The sequence below is a fragment of the Pseudomonas sp. BF-RE-22 genome (genome assembly GCF_019956155.1).
GTDB lineage: Bacteria > Pseudomonadota > Gammaproteobacteria > Pseudomonadales > Pseudomonadaceae > Aquipseudomonas > Aquipseudomonas migulae.
On record NZ_JAHBDD010000019.1, the window covers coordinates 25,579 to 44,528 of the forward strand.

At 60.1% G+C, this 18,950-nt stretch carries 17 protein-coding genes; 9 read left to right on the forward strand and 8 right to left on the reverse strand.

Annotation, left to right across the window (positions count from 1 at the left end; genetic code table 11):
• Positions 1–4: 4 nt before the first annotated feature.
• Together rnhA and KGA82_RS11845 are read right to left on the reverse strand one after the other, a co-directional pair.
• A complete protein-coding gene (rnhA, locus tag KGA82_RS11840) occupies positions 5–457 on the reverse strand; it encodes a ribonuclease HI (protein ID WP_008028618.1) in 453 nt (150 codons plus the stop codon).
• A 90-nt stretch (positions 458–547) separates the two neighbouring features.
• Positions 548–1,306 carry a methyltransferase domain-containing protein gene (locus tag KGA82_RS11845; RefSeq protein ID WP_008038260.1) on the reverse strand — a complete coding sequence of 253 codons (759 nt, stop codon included), beginning with the start codon at positions 1,304–1,306 and terminating at the stop codon, positions 548–550.
• Positions 1,307–1,371: 65 nt separating this feature from the next.
• On the opposite strand from KGA82_RS11845, the gene gloB reads away from it, so the two are divergent.
• The 8 genes from gloB to fabI all read left to right on the forward strand — a co-directional run bounded on the left by gloB (position 1,372) and on the right by fabI (position 12,215).
• The gene (gloB, locus tag KGA82_RS11850; protein ID WP_223450426.1) at positions 1,372–2,139 is read left to right on the forward strand and encodes a hydroxyacylglutathione hydrolase; all 768 of its coding nucleotides are present in this window, start codon (positions 1,372–1,374) and stop codon (positions 2,137–2,139) included.
• Positions 2,140–2,238: 99 nt separating this feature from the next.
• Entirely contained in the window at positions 2,239–3,696 is a 1,458-nt protein-coding gene (locus KGA82_RS11855) for a transglycosylase SLT domain-containing protein (RefSeq protein WP_008038257.1), read from the forward strand.
• Between the two features lie 340 nt (positions 3,697–4,036).
• Entirely contained in the window at positions 4,037–5,851 is a 1,815-nt protein-coding gene (locus KGA82_RS11860) for an extracellular solute-binding protein (protein WP_411737623.1), read from the forward strand.
• The gene (locus tag KGA82_RS11865) at positions 5,848–7,665 is read left to right on the forward strand and encodes an extracellular solute-binding protein (RefSeq protein WP_223450428.1); all 1,818 of its coding nucleotides are present in this window, start codon (positions 5,848–5,850) and stop codon (positions 7,663–7,665) included. The genes KGA82_RS11860 and KGA82_RS11865 overlap by 4 nt, the downstream gene beginning before the upstream one ends.
• A gap of 27 nt (positions 7,666–7,692) precedes the next feature.
• Positions 7,693–8,766: a microcin C ABC transporter permease YejB gene (locus KGA82_RS11870; protein WP_223450429.1), complete on the forward strand. Its 1,074-nt coding sequence runs from the start codon at positions 7,693–7,695 to the stop codon at positions 8,764–8,766.
• 1 nt (position 8,767) lies between these two features.
• A complete protein-coding gene (locus tag KGA82_RS11875; protein WP_008028637.1) occupies positions 8,768–9,787 on the forward strand; it encodes an ABC transporter permease in 1,020 nt (339 codons plus the stop codon).
• A gap of 1 nt (position 9,788) precedes the next feature.
• On the forward strand, positions 9,789–11,399 hold the full coding sequence (locus tag KGA82_RS11880; RefSeq protein WP_223414502.1) for an ABC transporter ATP-binding protein: 1,611 nt from the start codon (positions 9,789–9,791) through the stop codon (positions 11,397–11,399).
• Between the two features lie 21 nt (positions 11,400–11,420).
• The gene (fabI, locus tag KGA82_RS11885) at positions 11,421–12,215 is read left to right on the forward strand and encodes an enoyl-ACP reductase FabI (protein WP_008028639.1); all 795 of its coding nucleotides are present in this window, start codon (positions 11,421–11,423) and stop codon (positions 12,213–12,215) included.
• Positions 12,216–12,378: 163 nt separating this feature from the next.
• Here fabI and KGA82_RS11890 read toward each other — a convergent pair whose 3' ends face one another.
• Positions 12,379–13,260 (reverse strand): LysR family transcriptional regulator, encoded by an 882-nt coding sequence (locus KGA82_RS11890; protein ID WP_223450430.1) that lies wholly within the window; start codon positions 13,258–13,260, stop codon positions 12,379–12,381.
• 114 nt (positions 13,261–13,374) lie between these two features.
• On the opposite strand from KGA82_RS11890, the gene KGA82_RS11895 reads away from it, so the two are divergent.
• A complete protein-coding gene (locus tag KGA82_RS11895; RefSeq protein ID WP_223450431.1) occupies positions 13,375–13,800 on the forward strand; it encodes a VOC family protein in 426 nt (141 codons plus the stop codon).
• A gap of 131 nt (positions 13,801–13,931) precedes the next feature.
• Here the strand turns inward: KGA82_RS11895 and KGA82_RS11900 are convergent, their stop codons facing one another.
• From KGA82_RS11900 to KGA82_RS11920, 5 genes are all read right to left on the reverse strand, one after another.
• On the reverse strand, positions 13,932–14,513 hold the full coding sequence (locus tag KGA82_RS11900; RefSeq protein ID WP_223450432.1) for a GGDEF domain-containing protein: 582 nt from the start codon (positions 14,511–14,513) through the stop codon (positions 13,932–13,934).
• A 74-nt stretch (positions 14,514–14,587) separates the two neighbouring features.
• Entirely contained in the window at positions 14,588–15,166 is a 579-nt protein-coding gene (locus tag KGA82_RS11905) for a hypothetical protein (protein ID WP_223450433.1), read from the reverse strand.
• Position 15,167: 1 nt separating this feature from the next.
• Positions 15,168–17,336 carry a xanthine dehydrogenase family protein molybdopterin-binding subunit gene (locus KGA82_RS11910; protein WP_223450434.1) on the reverse strand — a complete coding sequence of 723 codons (2,169 nt, stop codon included), beginning with the start codon at positions 17,334–17,336 and terminating at the stop codon, positions 15,168–15,170.
• 15 nt (positions 17,337–17,351) lie between these two features.
• Positions 17,352–17,807, reverse strand: a complete 456-nt coding sequence (locus tag KGA82_RS11915; RefSeq protein WP_207285671.1) for a (2Fe-2S)-binding protein — start codon at positions 17,805–17,807, stop codon at positions 17,352–17,354.
• A 296-nt stretch (positions 17,808–18,103) separates the two neighbouring features.
• Positions 18,104–18,949 (reverse strand): oxidoreductase, encoded by an 846-nt coding sequence (locus tag KGA82_RS11920; protein WP_223450435.1) that lies wholly within the window; start codon positions 18,947–18,949, stop codon positions 18,104–18,106.
• Position 18,950: the final 1 nt, after the last annotated feature.

Genomic DNA, 18,950 nt, shown 5'->3' on the forward strand with positions numbered 1-18,950 from the left:
AAGGTCAGGCTTGTTTGTAACCGCGCACCTCATCCACGCCACGGTTAGCCAACTGGTCGGCCCGCTCGTTGCCGTGATGCCCGATGTGCCCGCGCACCCACTTCCAGGTGACGTTGTGGCGGTTGACCTGCTCGTCCAGCAATTTCCACAGGTCAGCGTTTTTTACCGGTTCTTTCGCTGCCGTTTTCCAGCCGCGCTTCTTCCAGTTGTCCATCCATTCGTTGATGCCTTTCATCACATACTGCGAGTCCGTCACCAGCAGCACGTCGCAGGAACGCTTCAGTTCTTCCAGCCCGCGAATCGCGCCCATCAGCTCCATGCGATTGTTGGTGGTGTTGGCTTCGCCACCCCAGAGTTCTTTTTCAACGCCCTTGCACACCAGCAATGCGCCCCAGCCGCCTGGGCCAGGATTGCCCTTGCAGGCGCCGTCGGTGAAGAGTTCTACGCTATCGCTCATGCCAATCTATCCAGAAAATGCGGTGGCCCGCCGACCGTTGATCGACGATGCCCGAGGCCGGGACGCGCCCGGCCGGGAATATAAAAAGTGTTACGGCTCGATGTTGCGGCGGTTGACCTTGGCCATCGGCAATGGAATCAACTTGCCCATCGGCTCGCGACGTTCCTGACGAACCGGCCGCAGGCCGACCACGATCTTGCGCGCGACCAATAAATAGAAGCCGCCACCCGACAGTTGCCAGTCACCGGCCTTGCGTTCCCAACCGGCCAAACGGGCTTGCCAGGCCGGGGACGCAAGCGGCGGACGATAGCACCCGAAGCGGCGTTTCTCCAGCGCGAAGCCCAGCAGGTTCAGCCAGTCGGCGACCCGCGACGGCGAAATGCATCGAGCCTTGCGCAAGGCGTCATGGGCGAATACGTGGCGCAAGCCCCAGCTGCTCCAGGGGTTGATCCCGATGATCAGCAAATGCCCACCGGGACGCACGCTGCTCGCCGCTTCGCGCAGCAAACCATGGGGCGACAGGCAGAAATCCAGGCCGTGCTGCAACACCACCACATCGGCAGCGTGCTCACTCAACGGCCAAGCCTGCTCTTCACACACGATCTCGACACCCGGCAATGGAGCACCCAGCCGCACATTGCGCTGGACCTGCGGCGCCGACGGCGGTGTCTCGGCCGAAGGACCGTAATGCACCAGATAGCCACCGAAGAAGCGCCCCAGCTCGTCTTCGAGCATGCGTCGTTCTTCGTCCAGCAGAAACTGCCCGATGGGGCCGGACAGCCATTCACGGGCCGCGCTGATCAGGGCCAGCCAGTCAGGATCAGCCTGAGCGAACGCTTTATCAGTCATTGCATTCTCCAACGCGCCAGGAAGTTCTAAGATGCGCCATTGTTTTCCGCTTGGCGAATCCGACGATGATACAGATCAGTGCCCTGCCCGCCTTCACCGACAACTACATCTGGTTGTTGCAAGACCCCGACACGCGACGCTGTGCGGTGGTCGATCCCGGCGATGCCGCGCCGGTCCAGGCCTGGCTCGCAGCGAATCCGGGTTGGGCACTGAGTGATATTTTGATCACTCACCATCATCACGACCATGTCGGCGGTGTCGAACAGCTGAAAAAAGCGACGGACGCGAAGGTCTACGGCCCGGCCAGTGAAACCATTCCGGCGCGGGACGTCGCGCTCAAGGACAACGACCATATCAACGTGCTCGGCTGCGACTTTGAAGTCATCGAAGTACCCGGTCACACCCTGGGACACATCGCTTTTTATCATCAGGGCCTGCTTTTTTGTGGCGACACCCTGTTCGCCGCCGGTTGCGGGCGGTTGTTCGAAGGCACGCCCGAGCAAATGCACACCTCGCTGACACGCCTCGCATCCCTTCCCGAGGATACGCAGGTGTATTGCACGCATGAATACACCCTGAGCAACCTGCGCTTCGCCGCAGCGGTCGAACCGGGTAATCCGCACACGGCCGAACGGCTGGCAAAAGTCACCGAACAACGTGCAGCAGGCATCATCACGCTGCCTTCGTCGATCGCACTGGAAAAGCAGACCAACCCGTTTTTACGTGTCGACGAAACATCCGTTAAAGAAAAATTGGACGAACGGAATGGCACCGATAACCGGGCTCCGAGTGCGGTTTTTGCTGCTCTGCGCGCTTGGAAGGATAAGTTCTGAGAGGGCTTGCCGTTGGTGCGAAAAATCTGAATGGTTGACCGCAGAGGGTGCGCTTTCTAGAATCGCCCGACATTTTTGCCCGGAACTTACTTCCAGCCAATGTCGTCATCTATTCGTAAAGCCATCAATTCAGACGCATTGACCCGCTTGGCTCAAGCCATAGCGGTGGCTGTGTCCGCCACTCTGGCGGGCTGTTCCAGCCATGTGCCGCAGACCGACGCGGCACATACCCCGAACATCGCAGCGCGAGCCAAACAGAAGCCCATCTGGCTCAGCGAAAAGCCTAGCCCGCAAATTCCACAGGACGTCTGGGAGCGCATGCGCCAAGGCTTCCAGTTGCAGGAAGGCCTGGGCGTCAACCCGCGCATCGAGCAACAGCGCCTGTGGTTCGCCAGTAATCCATCCTTCCTCGAAAACGCCGGCGAACGCGGCAGTCTCTACATTCACTACATAGTCGAACGCCTTGAAGAACGCAACATGCCGCTGGAACTGGCACTCCTTCCAGTGATTGAAAGCGCCTACAACCCAATGGCCTATTCCCGGGCCGACGCGGTTGGCTTGTGGCAGTTCATTCCTTCCACCGGGCGTTACTTCAACCTGCGCCAGACTCGTTTCTACGATGGCCGTCGCGACATTACCGCGTCGACCACCGCCGCGATGGATTACCTGACCCGTCTGCACGACATGTTCAACGGCGACTGGCTGCTGGCCCTCGCGGCTTACAACGCGGGTGAAGGTACGGTCAGCCGGGCCATCGAACGTAACGAAAGACTTGGCCTGCCCACCGATTACTGGAACCTGCCGCTGCCGTCGGAAACCCAGGCCTATGTGCCGAAGTTGCTGGCCCTGTCGCAAGTGGTCCTGGCGCCCGAAGCCTACGGCGTGAACCTCAACCCGATCGCCAACGAACCGTATTTCCAGGCCGTCGAAATCAACCAGCGCATGGACCTGTCCAAGGTTGCAGCGGTGGCCAATATCGACGAAGACGAGTTGTTCCAGCTCAACCCGGCCTTCAAGCAGCGCACCACCACTCTGGACGGCCCTCAGCATTTGCTGGTGCCGACGTCCAAGGCGCAACTGCTGACCGCCAGCCTCTCGACCATGCGTCCCGAAGAGCTGATCAGCAAGAAGTCGCTCAAACCGGTGTTCGAAGGCGCAGACGATACCCAGATCGCCAGCCTCAAACGCGCCTACCGCGTGAAACGTGGTGACAACCTCGGCACCATCGCCAAGGCCAACAAGGTCGACGTAAAAGACCTGCAACGCTGGAACAAGCTGACTGGCAAGGACCTCAAGGTTGGCCAGACGCTGGTGATGCAGGACAAGACCAAGCGCAGCTCCGGACGCGTCAACACCGTAGTGGCCGCCAATACCAAGACGAATGGCAAGACGGACACCAAGAAACCGCAGACCCAATACAAGGTCCAGCAAGGTGACTCGCTGTACATCGTGGCCAAGCGTTTCAACGTTGAAATGCAGCACCTCAAGCGCTGGAACCCGCGTGTCGGCCAGGCGCTGAAGCCGGGCCAGATGTTGACGGTTGCTTCGCCGCACTAAAAAAAGCCCCTGACTTCAGGGGCTTTTTTTTGCCCAAATACCAAAAACAGGTTCACACAAACCCTGTAGGAGCCAGCTTGCTGGCGATGGGCTCAAGTGCGCCGCGTTTAACCAGATTTCACGCGTTATCGTTAACGACCATCGCCAGCAAGCTGGCTCCTACAGGGTTTGTGTACGACGAGCGATCAAATAGGTTTCCAAGCCTCCACAAGCGATCTGCGCCAGCAATTAAGGGGTCGTTAAATCCCCGTCTTTTTCCTGTCCATACAAGCTGTTACTGTACGGCCCACAAAGCCCAAGCCGCCTGGATCGGATCTCTGACTTGAAGCGTCCCCTCCTCCTGCTCCTCATCAGCCTGGCCTTGAGCTCCTCCGCAAGTGCGACGATCAGCGAAAGCCATGGTTATGCGCAGTTCGGCACGCTCAAGTACCCGGCCAGATTTACCCATTTCGACTGGGTCAACCCGCAAGCGCCCAAGGGCGGTACGTTGCGGGTGATGGCGTTTGGCACCTTCGATACGCTCAACCCGTACACCTTCAAGGGCTCAAGCCCGGTTTCCACCGCGAATTTCCTGCAGTACGGCATCAACGAGCTCAACGAGCCGCTGATGGTCGGCACCGGCCAATACGCGCCGTCCGGCGACGAACCCACCTCCAGTTATGGCCTGATCGCCCAATCGGTGGAATACAGCGAAGACCGCAGCTGGGTGGTGTTCAACCTGCGCCCCGAAGCCCGCTTTCACGATGGCACGCCGATCACTGCGTATGACGTCGCGTTCTCTTATCGATTGCTGCTCAAGGAAGGCCATCCGCAATACCGCACCAATCTCCAGGAAGTGTTGCGGGTCGACGTGCTCAACCCACAGCGCATCCGCTTCGTCTTCAAGCGCGCTGGCAATCCACTGCTGATCTTGCGCCTGGGCGAGTTGCCGGTGCTGCCGCAGCATTACTGGAAAGATCGCGACTTCAAGGCCACCACCTTCGAGCCGCCGCTGGGCAGTGGCCCTTATCGCATGACCTCGGTCACGCCCGGGCGCCAGATTGTGTTTGAACGGGTCAAGGATTACTGGGGCAAGGACCTGCCGGTCAATCGCGGCAAGTACAACGTCGACCGCATGGAAGTCGAGTTCTACCGCGACAGCGACGTCGCGTTCGAGGCCTTCAAGGCCGGCGAGTTCGACATCTACATCGAGCATCAGGCGAAGAACTGGGTTAACGGTTACAACTTCCCGGCCGTGCGACGAGGCGATGTCATCAAGGCGCAGATCCCGCACCAGATCCCGACCCAGAGCCAGGGCCTGTTCATGAACACCCGGCGCCCGGCCTTCTCCGACGCGAAGGTGCGCGAAGCGCTGGGGCTGATGTTCGATTTCGAGTGGACCAATCGCACGCTGTTCAGCGGCGCTTACAAGCGCGCCATGAGTTACTACCCCAACAGCGAATTCTCGGCCACCGGTCTGCCGGTCGGTCATGAGTGGTTGATGCTCAAGCCGTACCGCGAGCAATTGCCCGCCAAACTGCTCACCGAGCCGTTCAGCCTGCCGCAGACCCAAGGGCGCGGCATTCCGCGGGACACCATGCGCCAGGCCCTGAGCCTGCTCGCCGAGGCCGGCTGGAAGCTCAACGGTCAACGAGTCGAAAACGCCAAGGGCCAGCCGCTCTCGCTTGAGATCCTGCTGGTCAACCCGAACCTGGAACGCATCCTCCAGCCTTATGTCGAGAACCTCGCCAGTATCGGCATCGACGCCCGGCTGCGCACGGTGGACCGTGCCCAGTACAAACAGCGCCTCGACCAGTTCGATTTCGACATGATTCTGATGACCCTGAACCAGACCCTCAGCCCCGGTCTGGAGCAATGGCAGTATTTCCATTCCAGCCAGGTCGGGGTCAAGGGCAGCAAAAATTACGCGGGCATCGCCAACCCGGTGGTTGACCATTTACTCGAGCAACTGCTCGCCGCCCAGACCCGCGATGAACAGGTTGCCGCCGGCAAAGCCCTGGACCGCGTGTTGTTATGGCAGCACTACATCATTCCCAACTGGTACCTCAATTATCACCGCCTGGCCTACCGCAACCGGTTCGCCTTCGTCACCACGCCGCCCTATACGCTGGGCCTGAGTGCGTGGTGGCTGAAATCTTCGGAGAAAGATCGATGAAACCCGTACGCGCCCTGCTCTTGCAGGCCAGCGGCCTGTTGTTCGCCGGGCTGGCCTGCGCCGCGCCGCAACACGCCCTGACCTTGTACAACGAGCCGCCGAAATACCCGGCCGACTTCAAGCATTTCGATTACGTGAATCCGGACGCGCCCAAGGGCGGGGTCTTCCGTCAGGCTGGTTTCGGCGGCTTCGACAGCCTCAACCCGTTCATCAGCAAAGGCGTGTCGGCCGGCGACATCGAGCTGATCTACGACACCCTGGCCAAACAGGGACTCGATGAACCGTTCACCGAATATGGATTGGTTGCCGGCAAGATCGAGAAAGCCCCGGACAACAGCTGGGTGCGTTTCTATCTGCGCCCCGAAGCGCGCTTCCACGACGGTCATCCGATCCGTGCCGAAGACGTGGTGTTCAGCTTCGAAACCCTGATCAAGGACGGCGCGCCGATGTATCGCGGTTACTACAGCGACGTCGCTGAAGCAGTCGCCGAAGACCCGCTGACCGTGCTGTTCAAGTTCAAGCACACCAACAACCGCGAACTGCCGTTGATCCTCGGCCAGTTGCCGGTACTGCCTAAACACTGGTGGGCGACCCGGGACTTCAACAAGGGCAACCTGGAAATGCCGTTGGGCAGCGGCCCGTACAAGGTCAGCGAGGTGAAGGCCGGGCGCTCGATTCGCTACGAGCGGGTCAAGGATTACTGGGGCAAGGACCTGCCGGCCAACCGTGGCTTCTACAACTTCGACGTGATGACCACCGATTACTACCGCGACAACACCGTGGCCCTGGAAGCACTCAAGGCCGGACAGTTCGATTACTGGCTGGAGATGAGCGCGAAGAACTGGGCCAACGCCTACAACATTCCGGCGGTTGCCGAAGGTCGGTTGAACAAGGAACAGATCCCCAACGGCAACCCGACCGGCATGCAGGGCTTTGTCTTCAACCTGCGCCGCCCGGTGTTCCAGGACGTGCGCGTGCGCCAGGCGCTGACGCTGTTGCTAGACTTTGAATGGACCAACAAGCAACTGTTCAACGGCGCCTACGTGCGCACCCGCAGTTTCTTTGAAAACTCGGAAATGGCCGCCACCGGCTTGCCGGATGCCGATCAGTTGGCCATTCTCGACCCGTTCCGCGGCAAGATCCCCGAGCAGGTATTCACCGAGGCCTTCCAGAACCCGGTGACCGACGCCAGCGGCATGATCCGCACGCAGCAGCGCAAGGCTTATCAGCTGTTACAGGAAGCCGGCTGGCGGATCGTCGACGACAAGATGGTCGACGCCAACGGCAAACCGGTGAACATCGAGTTCCTGCTGGCCCAGACCGAGTTCGAACGGGTGCTGCTGCCGTTCAAGCGCAATCTCAGCGACCTGGGGATCGACCTGGTGATTCGCCGGGTCGACGTCTCGCAGTACATCAATCGCGTGCGTTCACGGGACTTCGACATGATTGTCGGCAGCTTCCCGCAATCCAACTCGCCGGGTAATGAACAGCGCGAATTCTGGATGTCTGCCGCCGCCGACAAGCCCGGCAGCCGCAACTCCATGGGCCTGAAAGACCCGGTGGTGGACCAACTGGTCGAGCAACTGATCAACGCCGATTCGCGCAAAAGCCTGGTGGCTCACGCCCGTGCACTGGACCGCGTGCTGCAATGGGGTTATTACGTGATCCCCAACTGGCACATCAAGACCTGGCGCGTGGCTTACTGGAACCATATCGGCCACCCGAAAATCTCACCCAAGTACGACATCGGTACGGCCACCTGGTGGATCAAGCCCAACGTGACACCGGCGATAGAAGTCGAAACCAAACTGTAAGCCGACCCTGCGGGCACGGAGTAATAGATGCTGGCGTATATTTTTCGGCGACTGCTGCTGATCATTCCGACGCTGCTCGGCATTTTGCTGATCAACTTCGTGATCATCCAGGCCGCCCCCGGCGGGCCGGTGGAGCAGATGATCGCCAAGCTCGAAGGTTTCGAAGGCGCCACCAGCCGCATTGCCGGCGGTGGTGCAGAAGTGTCGGTGGCCGGCTCGGCCTATCGTGGCGCCCAGGGTCTTGACCCCGCGCTGGTGAAAGAAATCGAGCACATGTACGGCTTCGACAAATCGGCGCCGGAACGTTTGTGGATCATGGTCAAGAACTACGCCACCCTGGATTTCGGCGACAGTTTCTTTCGCGACGCCAAGGTCGTCGACCTGATCAAGGAAAAGATGCCGGTGTCGATTTCCCTCGGGCTGTGGAGCACGCTGATCATGTACCTGGTGTCGATCCCGCTGGGGATCGCCAAGGCCACGCGGCATGGCAGTCACTTCGACGTCTGGACCAGCTCGGCGATCATCGTCGGCTATGCGATCCCGGCGTTCCTGTTCGCCATTTTGTTGATTGTGGTGTTCGCCGGCGGCAGCTATTTCGACTGGTTCCCGCTACGGGGACTGACCTCGAACAACTTCGATGAACTGAGCATGGGCGGCAAGATTCTCGATTACTTCTGGCACCTGGCGTTGCCGGTGACGGCGCTGGTGATCGGCAACTTCGCGACCATGACCCTGCTGACCAAAAACAGCTTCCTCGATGAAATCAACAAGCAGTACGTGGTCACCGCCAAGGCCAAGGGCCTGACCAATCACCGTGTGCTCTACGGCCACGTGTTCCGCAACGCCATGCTGCTGGTGATTGCCGGTTTCCCGTCGGCGTTCATCGGGATTTTCTTCACTGGTTCGTTGCTAGTGGAGGTGATCTTCTCCCTCGACGGACTGGGGCTGATGAGTTTCGAAGCGGCGATCAACCGTGATTACCCGGTGGTCTTCGGCACGTTGTTCATCTTCACCCTGCTGGGATTGGTGGTGAAACTGATCGGCGATCTGACGTACACCTTTGTCGATCCGCGTATCGACTTCGAAAGCCGGGAGCATTGAGATGAACCTGTCCCCTCTCAATCGCCGGCGTTTCGAACTGTTCAAGGCCAACAAGCGCGGCTGGTGGTCGCTGTGGCTGTTTCTCGTGCTGTTCGGCCTGAGCCTCGGTGCCGAGCTGATCGCCAACGACAAACCCTTGGTGGTGCATTACGACAACAGCTGGTACTTCCCGGCGCTCAAGCGTTACCCGGAGACTACGTTCGGCGGCGAATTCCCGCTGGAAGCCAACTACAAGAGCCCGTATATCCGCGAACTGCTCAAGGCCAAGGATGCGTGGGTGCTGTGGGCGCCGATTCCCTACAGCTACCAAAGCATCAACTACGACCTGAAAGTCCCGGCACCGGCGCCGCCGTCGACCGACAACCTGCTGGGCACGGACGATCAGGGCCGCGATGTGTTGGCGCGAGTGATTTACGGCTTCCGGATTTCAGTGCTGTTCGCGCTGACGTTGACCATTCTCAGCTCGATCATCGGCGTGATTGCCGGTGCCTTGCAGGGTTTCTATGGTGGCTGGGTCGACCTGGCCGGGCAGCGGTTCCTGGAGATCTGGTCCGGGTTGCCGGTGCTGTATCTGCTGATCATTCTCGCCAGCTTCGTCCAGCCGAACTTCTGGTGGCTGCTGGGGATCATGCTGCTGTTTTCGTGGATGAGCCTGGTGGACGTGGTTCGCGCCGAGTTCCTGCGCGGACGCAACCTCGAATACGTGCGCGCGGCCCGGGCGCTGGGGATGCAGAATGGTGCGATCATGTTCCGCCACATCTTGCCCAACGCGATGGTTTCGACCATGACCTTCATGCCGTTCATCCTGACCGGCGCCATCGGCACGCTGACGGCGCTGGATTTCCTGGGTTTCGGCTTGCCGCCGGGCGCGCCGTCGCTCGGTGAGCTGGTGGCCCAGGGCAAATCCAACCTGCAAGCGCCGTGGCTGGGCATGAGCGCGTTTGCGGTGCTGGCGTTGATGTTGAGTCTGCTGGTGTTCATCGGCGAGTCCGCTCGCGATGCCTTCGACCCGAGGAAGTGAAATGAATCAGGACAATCTGATCGAAGTGCGCGACCTGGCCGTCGAATTCGTCGTTGGCGAGCGCTGCCAGCGGGTGGTCGAAGGTGTCAGCTTCGACATCAAGCGCGGCGAAACCCTGGCGTTGGTGGGTGAAAGCGGTTCCGGCAAATCGGTGACCGCGCACTCGATCCTGCGCCTGCTGCCCTACCCGCTCGCCCGGCATCCTTCCGGCACCATCGAGTACTCCGGGCAAGACCTGCTGAGCCTGAAAGAAAAAACCATCCGCCACATCCGTGGCAACCGGATCGCGATGATCTTTCAGGAACCGATGACTTCGCTCAATCCGCTGCACTCGATCGAGAAGCAGATCAACGAAGTCCTGCGCATCCACAAGGGTTTGATCGGCAAAGTCGCGACCAAACGCACGCTGGAACTGCTGGAAATGGTCGGCATTCCGGAGCCCGAGAAGCGCCTGAAAGCCCTGCCCCACGAATTGTCCGGCGGCCAGCGCCAGCGGGTGATGATCGCCATGGCCCTGGCCAACGAGCCGGAGCTGTTGATCGCAGACGAACCGACCACCGCGCTGGACGTGACCGTCCAGCTGAAAATCCTCGAATTGCTCAAGGAATTGCAGACCCGTCTGGGCATGGCATTGTTACTGATCAGTCACGATTTGAACCTTGTGCGAAGAATTGCGCATCGCGTATGTGTCATGCAGCGCGGTTGCATCGTCGAACAGGCATCGTGCGAAGAGTTGTTCCGCGCGCCGCAGCATCCGTACACTCGGGAACTGCTGGCAGCGGAGCCCAGCGGCAAGCCGGCGACCAACGTGATTGGCCCGCCGTTGCTACAGGTCGAGGACCTGAAAGTCTGGTTCCCGATCAAGAAAGGCTTGCTGAAAAAGACCGTCGATCACATCAAAGCGGTGGACGGGATCAATTTCAGCCTGCCTCAGGGACAGACCCTGGGGATTGTGGGAGAAAGCGGTTCCGGCAAGTCGACACTCGGTTTGGCGATTTTGCGGCTGATTGGCAGCAAAGGTGCGATCCGTTTTGAAGGCAAGCAGCTAGACTGCCTGACGCAACAACAGGTTCGGCCGCTGCGTCGGGAGATGCAGGTGGTGTTTCAGGACCCGTTCGGCAGCCTGAGCCCGCGGATGTGCGTGAGCCAGATCGTTGGCGAAGGCCTGCGGATTCACAAGATGGGCACCGAGGCAGAACAGGAACAAGCGATTATTGCGGCACTCAGGGAGGTAGGTCTGGATCCGGAAACCCGGCACCGCTACCCCCACGAATTTTCCGGCGGGCAGCGGCAGAGAATCGCCATTGCCCGGGCATTAGTGCTAAAACCGGCGCTGATTCTGCTGGACGAGCCGACTTCGGCCCTCGACCGGACAGTGCAGCGCCAAGTGGTGGAGCTTTTGCGTTCACTGCAAACCAAGTACAACCTGACGTATCTGTTTATCAGCCATGACCTGGCTGTCGTCAAAGCGCTGAGCCACCAGCTGATGGTGGTCAAGCATGGCCAAGTGGTCGAACAGGGAGACGCGCAAAGTATCTTTGCCGCCCCCCAACATCCGTATACACAGCAGTTGCTGGAAGCCGCTTTTCTGGCACCAGCCACTGCGCAATAACCTGAAAGAGAGGAGCAACACATGGGTTTTCTCGCCGGTAAGCGCGTACTGATCGTCGGTGTCGCCAGCAAGCTGTCCATCGCATCCGGCATCGCTGCCGCCATGCATCGCGAGGGCGCTGAGCTTGCCTTCACTTATCAGAACGACAAACTCAAGGGTCGTGTCGAAGAGTTCGCACAAAGCTGGGGTTCCAACCCGGACCTGTGCTTCCCGTGCGACGTGGCCAGCGATGAAGAAATCGCCAAGGTTTTCGTTGAACTGGGCAAGAAGTGGGATGGCCTGGACTGCATCGTGCACTCCGTCGGCTTCGCCCCGGGCGACCAACTGGACGGCGACTTCACCGAAGCCACCACCCGTGAAGGTTTCCGCATTGCTCACGACATCAGCGCCTACAGCTTCGTGGCCCTGGCCAAAGCTGGCCGCGAAATGATGAAAGGCCGCAACGGCAGCCTGCTGACCCTGTCGTACCTGGGCGCCGAGCGCACCATGCCTAACTACAACGTAATGGGCATGGCCAAGGCTTCGCTGGAAGCTGGCGTACGTTACCTGGCCGGCTCCCTGGGCCCGGACGGCACTCGCGTCAACTGCGTATCGGCTGGCCCGATCCGCACCCTCGCCGCTTCCGGCATCAAGAACTTCCGCAAGATGCTGGCCGCCAACGAAGCGCAAACCCCGCTGCGTCGCAACGTCACCATCGAAGAAGTCGGCAACGCCGGCGCCTTCCTGTGCTCGGACCTGGCGTCCGGCATCAGCGGTGAAATCATGTACGTGGACGGTGGTTTCAACACCACGGCCATGGGCAGCCTCGAAGAGTAATCTTCGACGGTAACGAAAAAACCCGCCTCTGTAGGCGGGTTTTTTTGTGCCTGCGATTTCAGACTCAACGCAATCCCCTGTAGGAGCCGGCTTGCTGGCGATAGCTATATTCGACTCACTGCAAATGTCGGTTGTGAGATCGCCATCGCCAGCAAGCCGGCTCCTACAGGGATTGTGTGTTCAGGTCGATTGAGGTCAGGCAGTTGGCAAATAATTGCTGGATTGGCTGCAAACGCTGGCTGTAGCGCTGCAACAGCACAATCTCGCGGTAGAACGTCAGTTCGCCCAACCGGATGATCCGCACCTTCGCGCCATACTCAAGCCACAATCCGGCCTCGGGAAGCAACGAAACACCCAATCCGCATTCAACCATTTTGACGATGGCTTCCAGTTCATCCAGTTCCAAAGCCACCTGCACATCAATCTGCTGTTCACGCAGGAACCGCGTCACCAGGCGCCCACCGAATGAATTGCGGTCGTAACGTACATGGGGATGGCTCGCGAGGATCTGCAACGGGTCATCACCCTCAAGCTCCGGCGGCACGATCAGCACAAACGGTTCCTTGCGAATGACCTGCGCCGACAACTCCTTGGGCAACTCGAACGGCGGCTTGATCAGGATGGCCAGATCAACCTCCCCGGTATCGACCTGGCTCAGCAGATTAAGCGAAACGCCCGGCACCAGTTTCGGTTCCAGCAACGGCGCTTGCTGGCGTAAGCGCAATAACGCCTGGGGCAGCAACCCGGTCTGGGCTGTGGCCACTGCGCCAATCTTCAACTCGCCGCGGTATTCGCTGACGTCATCGCTGACCGCCATGCGACTGAAGGTTTCCAGCATCTCTCGGGCCATCGGCAACGCCCGTTGCCCTGCCGCATTGAGAATCGCCTGACGCCCGGTGCGATCGAATAAACGAATGCCCAACGCCTGTTCCAGGTTGCGCATCTGCGCGCTGACCGCCGACTGCGTCAAGCCAATGTGCATGCCGGCGGCGGCGAATGTGCCGTAGCGTGTAACAGCGATGAAGGTTTTCAGTTCACGCAGCATGACGGTCTCGATTGATCGAAATAATTTGAGCTCGATGCAAAAACTATCGTCTTTCAATCGAAAAGCACAGCGCTAAACTCCACCTCAACCACCGTCAATCTGCGAGCCACAGCGATGCAACTCTCCCCTTTTCACTTGGCAATCCCGGTATATGACCTCGCGGCAGCCCGGACTTTTTACCGTGACGTCTTCGGCCTGGAGGAAGGCCGGTCCAGCGACCATTGGGTCGACTTCAACTTCTTCGGCCACCAGTTGGTGATTCACCTGGCGCCCAAAAACGCCTCACAGGAAGCGGCGCATACAAACGCCGTGGACGGGCATAACGTACCGGTGCCGCATTTTGGCGTGGTGCTGGGGATGGATGAGTGGGAGGGTTTGGCTGAACGGCTGAAGGCGCTTGAAACTCAATTCGTGATCGAACCGGGTATTCGGTTTCAGGGGTTGGTTGGCGAACAGGCGACGATGTTTTTGTTTGATCCTTGCGGTAATGCGCTGGAGTTCAAAGCGTTCAAGGATATCGGGCAGCTGTTTGCCAAGTGAAGATATGGGTGATTTTGAGGGCCTCATCGCGAGCGGGCTCGCTCCCACATTGGTTCTGCGCCGTACACGAACCAATGTGGGAGCGAACCTGCTCGCGATGAGGCCCGCTCATACACCACCGAAATTCCAGCCTACCGATGCAACGCCCTCTCCGCTTCAATCAGCAGTTCATCGATCGAGTGATGCAGATTAATGTCGTACTCAACCTGGCCAATGCTGAAGCGAATGTCATAACCGCGACGCATCGTGGCGTTGCGCTCGTCGAGGATTTCTTCGAGTCGCGCCTTGATGGCGCCAATGTCCACGGCGCTTGAACCGGTCAACAAGGCCACAAACTCGTCGTCGCCGAGCCGGCCAATCACATCGTTTTCGCGGAAGGCGATGCGCAGCACGTCGGCAAAGGTTTTCAGCGCGTCATCACCCTCGGCGCGACCGTACAAATAGTTGATGTGCTTGAAATTATCGAGATCGAAAAACAGCAGCGTGGCCGGTTTTTCCAGTTGCTGACAGGCGTCCAGCCCCAGTTGGGCCAGTGTCGTGAAGCCGTGACGGTTGGACAGCAGCGTCAACTCATCCATGCTCGCCATCTGCACACCAATCACTTCCTGCTCGGCTTTACGGGCCTGATCACGCAGCAATTGACGCGCTTGCTGGGGCGACAGCAAAGGGTCTGCGTTAGCGCCGTGTTTTACCGGTTTGCCTGGGTTCAGCATGACTCACTCCATTGGCGGGTATGTTCTTTAGAGTGGTCCATACCCGGTTTGACTCCCGGTTAACGGACCGTCGGTCAACTGCCCACCACCGGACAAGGCCCTCCGGCCTCGGCCCAGCGCTTGAATTGAGTGACGAAGATATCGTGCGGCACCGGCACCGGCGCTCGCCCTTCACCCGGATTCCAGCCCCACAGCACCAGTTTGTCGTCGCTGACATGCTTGATCAGCGCGGCGAAATCCCGATCGCCATTACTGGAGCGGTCCTTGATCATTGCGCACAATTTGTCGGCCGGCAGCCCGATCCAGGCCATTTTGTGCGCCGCAGGCGGCAGGCTCCAGTGCGGTGCACCCGGCGGCGCATGCGGGCCGTAACTGGCCGGCGGATTGCTGTCGGCGTGGCAGGTGGCGCACGGCAAACCGGCCGCGCCCTTGCCGTCCATGCCGCGTACGACGTTCATCGCGTGGGGCGTTCCGGCATCGAACTGCAACGGTGAATCACTCGGGATATGGCAGTTCTGGCAGCGCGGGTTCTGAAACACCTTCTGCACGGTATCGAAAGCCTTCAACGCTTCTCTATCCTCTGAGAACAGGTCCGTGGCGTAGATCGTCAGGAGGATCAGCACCACTGCGCCCAGAATCAGATGTCGCCTCATCTCACACCCCCGACAGTTGCAAGGGCAGTTCGCGCAACCGTTGCCCGGTCAGGGCAAACACTGCGTTGGCCACCGCTGGCGCCGTGGGCGGCACGCCAGCCTCACCGATGCCGCCGGGTTTGTCGGTGCTGGGCACGATATGCACTTCAACCAGCGGCATTTCGTTCAGGCGCAGCACCTGATAGTCGTGGTAATTGGACTGCACCACCTGCCCATTCTTGAAGGTCAGTTTGCTGTGCAGGGTAAAGCCGAGGCCGAAGGTGATGGCCGACTCCATTTGCGCCGCGATGCTCATCGGGTTGACCGCAATGCCGCAGTCCACCGCGCACACCACCCGGTGCACGCGGATCTTCAGGTTGTCCTGGGACACCTCGGCAACCTGCGCGACGTAGCTGCCGAACGATTCATGCACCGCGACACCCAGTGCATGCCCATCCGGCAATGGCGCTGTCCAGTTGGCCTTCTCGACCGCCAGGTTCAACACACCAAGATGCCGCGCATGGTCCTTGAGCAAGGTTCGCCGGTACTCCACCGGGTCCTTGCCAGCCGCCTCGGCCAGCTCATCGATCAGCGACTCCATCACGAACGCTGTGTGGGTGTGCCCGACCGAACGCAACCACAACACGGTGATGCCGGTTTTCGGCGAATGCAGTTCCACCTGATGATCGGCCAAGCCCTCGATGTAAGGGCTGTCGACAACGCCTTCGACCGACGTTTTGTCGATACCGTCCTTGACCATGGTGGCCGCAAACGCTGTGCCGTCCATGATCGACTGCCCGACCATCACGTGCTTCCACGCAATCGGCATTCCACTGGCATCCAGGCCGATACGCGCCTGATGCAGGAACGCCGAGCGGTAATAGCCGCCACGAATGTCGTCCTCACGCGACCAGACCGTTTTCACCGGACCGCCCGCCGCCTTCGCGACCTCCACCGCCTCAGCGACAAAGTCCGAAGTCGGGTTGGCCCGCCGGCCGAAACCGCCGCCCAAGAACTCGGTATGAATCTCGACCTGCTCGGGTTTGAGCCCGGTGATTTTTCCCGCGATCATCTGATCCAGCGTCTGGAACTGCGTACCGGTCCAGATTTCGCATTTGTCCTGGGTGATTTTCACCGTGCAATTGAGCGGTTCCATCGGTGCATGAGCCAGGTACGGCACGCTGTACTCGACGTCAATCGCCTTCGCTGCCTTGCGCAAAGCGCCCTGTGCATCCCCGGCCTTGCTGGCCGACGTGCCTGGCGTGGCGGCGAGTTTGCGAAAGCTCTCCAGCAGATGTTGGCTGTCGAGCCCGGTGTTCGGCCCCAGATCCCAATCGACCTTCAGCGCATCGCGCCCCAGTTTCGCCGCCCAGTAATGATCGGCAATCACCGCGACGCCCGTCGGCACCTGCACCACTTTGTGCACGCCCGGGATCTCCAGCGCTTGCGCGCCTTCAAAGGATTTGACGCTGCCACCGAACACCGGCGCACGGGCAACCATCGCGGTCATGAGTCCGTCGAACTGCACGTCCATCCCGAATTTGGCTCGCCCGGTGATTTTCTCCGGAGTGTCCAGGCGTTTGGTCGGTTTGCCGATGACCTTCCAGTCTTTCGCCTCCTTGAACTTGATCGACGCCGGGTCCGGTGCCAGCAGCTTGCCCGCGTCATCGGCCAGTTCGCCGTACGTGGCGCGGTGGTCGCCGGCAATGACCACACCCGACTCGGTGCGAATTTCCGAAGGCGCGACATTGAAGCGCTTGGCGGCGGCTTCGATCAGCATCAACCGCGCCGCCGCGCCCGCCTGACGGTAGCGATCGAACTCCATCCAGGTCGAGGTCGAACCGCCAGTGATTTGCATCCCGCCAAACCCGGGCAGACCATAGTCGGCGGCCGACGCCGGGGCGTGTTCGACGCGGATTTTCGACCAGTCGGCGTCCAGTTCTTCAGCGATCAGCATGGTCAGGCCGGTCCAGATGCCCTGGCCCATTTCAGAATGGCCGAGCAGCACGGTGACGCTGTTGTCGTTACCGATTCGTAAAAATGCATTCGGTGCAAAGACGTTGCCCTGATTCTCGGCGCCCATGGCAAAACGGTGGGCGCCGGGGATGACAAAGGCGATCACCAGCCCACCGCCCAGCACTGCGCTGCCCTTGAGAAAACCTCGGCGCGATAACGGATTGATGCTGTTCATGGCGCATGACTCCCGTCAACCGATGTCGGCGGCGCGTTTGATCGCGGCACGAATCCTCGGGTAGGTGCCGCAGCGGCAGATGTTGCCGGAGAGCGCCTGGTCGATGTCGCTGTCGGTGGGCTTGGGGATCTTCGCCAGCAGCGCCGCCGCCGACATGATCTGCCCGGACTGGCAGTAGCCGCACTGGACCACATCGAGTTCGGCCCAGGCTTGTTGTACCGGGTGCGAACCGTCGGTGGACAGGCCTTCAATGGTGAGGATTTTTTGCCCATGGGCCACTGCCGTGGCGGGCGTGATGCAGGAGCGCAGCGGCGCCCCGTCGACATGCACGGTGCAAGCGCCGCACTGGGCCATGCCGCAACCGAATTTGGTGCCGGTCAGGTGTGCGACATCGCGCAGGACCCAAAGCAGCGGCATGTCCGCAGGGACATCCAGTGCCTGATCCTTGCCATTGATGTTGAGGGTCAGCATGGCGAATTCCTCAGACTCACGGCCCATGCAGGAGCGAAGCTTGCTCGCGAAGGCGGTGTGACAGACGACTTCCATGTCAAATGACACGGCCCCTTCGCGAGCAAGCTTCGCTCCTACAGGTAGCGCTGTTTGGGTTATCCCTATAGCTAAGCGCAAATTGCCGGGCGAGACCGGTTCATCGACCACCGGTACTCTCAATACCGCCTCAAACCTGTAGGAGCCAGCTTGCTGGCGAAGCGGGATTATGGCCGCTGCCGCTTCGCCAGCAAGCCGCCTCCTACAGGTTGCGTCGGGGCTTAGAAATCGGTGGAAACCGACACTTCGCGCCAGGCCTGCAACTCACCGGCGACATAGGCGTTTTTGGCTTCGATCGCCGCGACGCAGTCACTGCCCAGCGGCAGGCGCAGCGGTGCTTTTTGCGCTTCCACCAGGGTGATCATGACCTGGGCCAGTTTGTCCGGATCACCAGGCTGATTCAGGGTCACGGCCTTGGCAATCTTGCGCACTTCACCCGCAGTGCCGTCGTAGTCGGCAATCGAGGACGGCGACTCGACCAGCGAATTGCCTTCAAGGAATTCAGTGCGGAAATAGCCCGGTTCAACGATGGTGACCTTGACGCCCAGCGGCTCCAGCTCGGCATGCAGCGCTTCACTCAAGCCTTCGACGGCGAATTTGGTCGAGCAGTAAACACCGAATCCCGCCCCGGATCTGTACCCCCCCACCGATGACAGGTTGATCACATGCCCGCTGCGAGCGGCGCGCATGTGCGGCAGGACGGCACGAGTGACGTTCAACAAACCGAAGACATTGGTTTCGTACACGCGGCGTACTTCATCGGCAGTGGCTTCTTCTACGGCGCCGAGCAAACCGAAACCGGCGTTGTTGACCAGCACGTCGATGCGTCCGAAGTGCTCGATGGCGGCTTTTGCGACCGCAACGCCCTGCGCTTCGTCAGTGACGTCGAGGGTGACGGCCAGCAAACCGGGTTGATCGCCAAAACGCTGGGTGATGCTGTTGGCATCGCGGGCGGTGGCAACCACCGCGTCACCGTTGGCCAGCGCAGCGGCGGCTATTTTTGCGCCGATACCGCGAGAAGCACCCGTGATGAGCCAGATACGCTTGAAGTTATTGGAGGTGGTCATG

Excerpts from the sequence above, each read along its gene's own strand:
- KGA82_RS11865 (WP_223450428.1), top strand. The coding sequence starts at position 5,848 with ATGAAACCCGTACGCGCCCTGCTCTTGCAGGCCAGCGGCCTGTTGTTC.
- KGA82_RS11895 (WP_223450431.1), top strand. The coding sequence starts at position 13,375 with ATGCAACTCTCCCCTTTTCACTTGGCAATCCCGGTATATGACCTCGCG.
- gloB (WP_223450426.1), top strand. The coding sequence starts at position 1,372 with ATGATACAGATCAGTGCCCTGCCCGCCTTCACCGACAACTACATCTGG.
- KGA82_RS11910 (WP_223450434.1), bottom strand. The coding sequence starts at position 17,336 with ATGAACAGCATCAATCCGTTATCGCGCCGAGGTTTTCTCAAGGGCAGC.
- KGA82_RS11870 (WP_223450429.1), top strand. The coding sequence starts at position 7,693 with ATGCTGGCGTATATTTTTCGGCGACTGCTGCTGATCATTCCGACGCTG.
- KGA82_RS11845 (WP_008038260.1), bottom strand. The coding sequence starts at position 1,306 with ATGACTGATAAAGCGTTCGCTCAGGCTGATCCTGACTGGCTGGCCCTG.
- KGA82_RS11905 (WP_223450433.1), bottom strand. The coding sequence starts at position 15,166 with ATGAGGCGACATCTGATTCTGGGCGCAGTGGTGCTGATCCTCCTGACG.
- KGA82_RS11890 (WP_223450430.1), bottom strand. The coding sequence starts at position 13,260 with ATGCTGCGTGAACTGAAAACCTTCATCGCTGTTACACGCTACGGCACA.
- KGA82_RS11915 (WP_207285671.1), bottom strand. The coding sequence starts at position 17,807 with ATGCTGACCCTCAACATCAATGGCAAGGATCAGGCACTGGATGTCCCT.
- KGA82_RS11875 (WP_008028637.1), top strand. The coding sequence starts at position 8,768 with ATGAACCTGTCCCCTCTCAATCGCCGGCGTTTCGAACTGTTCAAGGCC.
- KGA82_RS11880 (WP_223414502.1), top strand. The coding sequence starts at position 9,789 with ATGAATCAGGACAATCTGATCGAAGTGCGCGACCTGGCCGTCGAATTC.
- rnhA (WP_008028618.1), bottom strand. The coding sequence starts at position 457 with ATGAGCGATAGCGTAGAACTCTTCACCGACGGCGCCTGCAAGGGCAAT.
- fabI (WP_008028639.1), top strand. The coding sequence starts at position 11,421 with ATGGGTTTTCTCGCCGGTAAGCGCGTACTGATCGTCGGTGTCGCCAGC.
- KGA82_RS11900 (WP_223450432.1), bottom strand. The coding sequence starts at position 14,513 with ATGCTGAACCCAGGCAAACCGGTAAAACACGGCGCTAACGCAGACCCT.
- KGA82_RS11855 (WP_008038257.1), top strand. The coding sequence starts at position 2,239 with ATGTCGTCATCTATTCGTAAAGCCATCAATTCAGACGCATTGACCCGC.
- KGA82_RS11920 (WP_223450435.1), bottom strand. The coding sequence starts at position 18,949 with ATGACCACCTCCAATAACTTCAAGCGTATCTGGCTCATCACGGGTGCT.